Raw genomic sequence first — 3,729 nt, 5'->3', positions numbered from 1 at the left:
GAGAAGCTTTTGCGACGAAGCAATCTTACCATAAATAAGCAGATTGCCACGCTGCGCCTACCTAGCGGTAGGCTTGCTCGCAATGACGGCATTTATTAAGGTTTGAGCAACTGATTACTGTTCACTTACAACTGTTTACTGATTACTCTTCACTCCAGCTTCTTATCTCTCTTCTCTTTTTTCTTAGCTCATTGAGCTTTTGGCTTCAGCCTAGTGACTAGTTGACTGACCACTATTTACTGACCACTGTTCACTGATTACTGTTCACTCCTTATTGTTTATTGCTAATTGATTAGTGTTCATTGAAAAAGCCTTCCCCCGACCCAGGAGGGTGGGCTTTTTTTATTTTTTAACTGTCTTTTCTCTCTTCTCTTTTTTCTTAGCTCATTGCCCTTTTGGCTTTTGCCTAATGACTAATGACTGCTCAATGCTCACTGACAACTGTTTACTGATTACTGTCCACTCTTCCTTGCTCCATGTCACCTCGACAGAGACCTTTTTGGGTCGACGAGAGGTCTCACTTTTTTTGTTATAAGGTTATATGGTTATAATGTTAGGAAGTTAAAAGGAATTTGTCATTGTGAGCCCAACTGATTTCGGGCAGGTCTGCCTTTCGCTTCTTGATGCAATCATTCTATGTTTAAGTTTCACATAGTGTCTAGGGAAAAAAGATTTGAAGGTTCTAGCTTGCTATTGGGAATTGTTCATTTTTTTCATTGATAAAAAAACGAACCAAAAAAATCTAGGCTGATTTTTTTATACTTGAAATCTACGAGATTTCCACGGCCACGGAGCCCAGGCCGCTTTCACTAAGGTGAAATGCTCTTTGGGCACCTGCCTCGCCGTCAGGCAGGCCTTCCTTTTCCATCTGTGAAAATCCCTTGATTTACTACGCATATAAAAATAGGCCGTTAGGCTTTCAAAGAAACTTTTGGCTTATGTCTAATGACTAGTGACTGACCACTGTATACTGTTTATTGAAGATTATTCTCTCCACATTGTTTATTGTCCATTGTAAGAAGCAGATTGCCACGCTGCGCCTACCTAGCGGTAGGCTTGCTCGCAATGACGTTATATATTAATGTTATGCGTACTAACCACTGACCACTCCAGCTTCTTATCTCTCTTCTCTTTTTTCTTAGCTCATTGAGCTTTTGGCTTTTAGCTATTGACTAGAGAGTGCGGACAACTGCTTACTGTTCACTGACTTCTCTTATAGTCAATAAATGGGCCTATTGGGATTATAATTGTATATTGCACCGTTTTTTTGGTCTCCCAAGACTATTTGACTAATATTTAACCGACAAAAATTTAATTCAAATGAAAATCTTTAGACACACTTTAGTTTTTTTATTGCTGATTTCTTTTAATATCAATTCCGCACAGGAAATAGGCCTTACGGACGATGATTATATTGTTAAAAGCTCCTGGATGGTTGGCTTAGGGTATAATTTTGTGGATGATTCTGGCTACCGAGCCGAACGTTTATTAGACTTTAAAGATAATTGGAATGCATTGGCCTATCCATCCAGACTAAGTATTGGAAGGTACTTTAAAAGTGGCCTGGGGATTGAAGGTATTGTAACCTATAACAAATACAAAGTAGGTAAAATTATTAATGGCGCTGTAAACACCGTGGAAACCGATTATCTCGCATTTGATTCTAGACTGAGCTATGATCTGAACAAGATTATTGGGGAAACCGGTTTTTTTGACCCTTATGTAGGGGTTGGCCTTGGATATGCGGACGTAAATGACGATTTTATGGGGAGCTATAACGCTATTGTGGGTTTTAGAGCCTGGATTTCGGATCGTATTGGTTTAGATTTCAGTAGTACCGGAAAGTGGGGAATGAGTGAAAACGATAGTAACCATTTGCAGCACGCTGTGGGTGTAGTATATCAATTTGGAATAGAAAAAGGACTTTCCAAAAAAGGGATGAGGAAATTGGAAATGATCAATGAGACCAAAAGGATAACAGATTCCATTAACGCGGCAAGGAAAGCGGAGGAAGAGGCCAGGCTTCGTGCAGAGCGCTTGGCAAGGGAGAAGGAGCAGGCCCGTTTGGCTGCTGAAGAGAAGGCCAAAAAGGATGCTGAAAACAAAAAAAGGGCCGAAATTGAAAATCAGTTGAAAGAGGCAGGTAATGTTGGTTTTGCCTTTAATTCTTCTGCTGTGAGCAAAGCAGAAAAGGAGCGACTGGATAAGATTGCCCTAATTATGAAGGCCAATCCTACAGTTACCTTGTTTGTTAGTTCGCACGCAGATTCTAGGGGATCCAATGAATTTAATATGGAATTATCCAAGAAAAGGGTGAAGAATACCATTGATTATATGGTGAACGAGAAAGGTATAGATGCCAGTAGGCTGGATGGGGAAGGCTTTGGAGAGACACAATTGTTAAACGACTGTGATGGTAGTAAGCCGTGTCCAGAATCTATGCACAGGGTCAATAGAAGGTCCGAATTTAAAGTAGCCGACTTCTACTTGCCCTAAGACTGCCCGGATGCCATATTTATTGGTATCTTGATAGGAATTTTAGATAAATACCTAATAACAACACCCGCTATTGCTCAAAAATATGTTTGACAGTTGCGGGTGTTTTATTGGAGGAATTGTTGAGGGTTTGAGTCTATTCAGAATCTTGTGTTTTTGAAAAATAATTTCAAAATCATAGGTTTAAAATAATGTGATTATAACCTATTTGGAAAACAAACATACAATTGATTGTAAATTTGTGCCCATTTAGAACGGGTTTTCTTCCCTTTCTCATTGATGCTTTTAGTTGTTAAGTATATGTATTTCAGGGCTTTATCATCATGCGAAAGACTTGGTAGCACGAGCGCGACGCTCGCGCTAGCGGGGGAAAATGTACCAATGTGAAAATGTACTAATGTGGAAATTGATTAATGTGGAAATGTACCAATGGGTTAATGTGGAGATTGATGATTGTTTATTGTTCATTGAAAAAGCCTTACCCTGAGCCTAAAGGGTGGACTTTTTCCACTATTAAACTGTCTTTTCTCTCTTCTCTTTTTTCTCTTCTCTTTTAGCTAATGGCTTATGCCTATTGACTAGTTACTGATAACTGCCCATTGATGACTGAATTCTTTTCTATGTTCCGTGTCACCTGGACAGAGACCTTTTTCTGGTCGACGAGAGGTCTCACTAATTTTGTTATGGAGTTAATGGGTTATTGTGAAAATGTAGCAATGTGGAAATGTAACAATGGGTTAATGTGGAAATTGATTAATGTGGAAATGTACTAATGTGAAAATGTGCTAATGTGAAAATGTACTAATGGGATTATGAAGCAATTTGGAAAATTGCTAATTGTCAATTGACTGCTTGCCACCCCGGGCAACCCCTTTCGCTTCTCGATACAATTTTATTTCGCTTCGCTTCATAAAATCACCCACCTAACGGCAGGGCAGGCCTGCCTGCGGTAGGCAGGCCTACCTATCGGTAGGTAAACTCGAAGTGACGAAAGGCACGCCTACCTATCGGTAGAAAAACTCGTAATGACGGCATTTAATAATGTTAAACCAACTGACCACTGATTACTGTTCACTGATGACTGTTCACTCCACATTGTTTATTGATTATTGCTAATTGTCAATTGACTGCTTGCCACCTCGGGCAACCCCTTTCGCTTCTCGATACAAGTATTTGATGTTTAGATTTCACATAGGGTCTGGCGAAAAAAGATTTGAAGGTTCTAGCTTGCTA

The 3,729-nt window shown here is 39.7% G+C and carries 1 protein-coding gene and 1 pseudogene; one reads left to right on the top strand and one right to left on the bottom strand.

The genetic code is table 11. The annotated features are described in order from the left end of the window. Positions 1-1,320: 1,320 nt before the first annotated feature. Positions 1,321-2,496, top strand: coding sequence for an OmpA family protein (locus EHW67_RS13410; RefSeq protein WP_126162908.1), 1,176 nt, complete (start codon positions 1,321-1,323; stop codon positions 2,494-2,496). Positions 2,497-2,693: 197 nt separating this feature from the next. Here EHW67_RS13410 and EHW67_RS21045 read toward each other — a convergent pair. After that, positions 2,694-2,822, bottom strand: a pseudogene (locus EHW67_RS21045) (IS256 family transposase); the annotation flags it as partial. Positions 2,823-3,729 lie beyond the last annotated feature (907 nt).

Origin of the sequence: Arenibacter aquaticus (genome assembly GCF_003957295.1) — a bacterium.
GTDB lineage: Bacteria > Bacteroidota > Bacteroidia > Flavobacteriales > Flavobacteriaceae > Arenibacter > Arenibacter aquaticus.
This window is presented reverse-complemented; position numbering and strand designations above follow the sequence as displayed.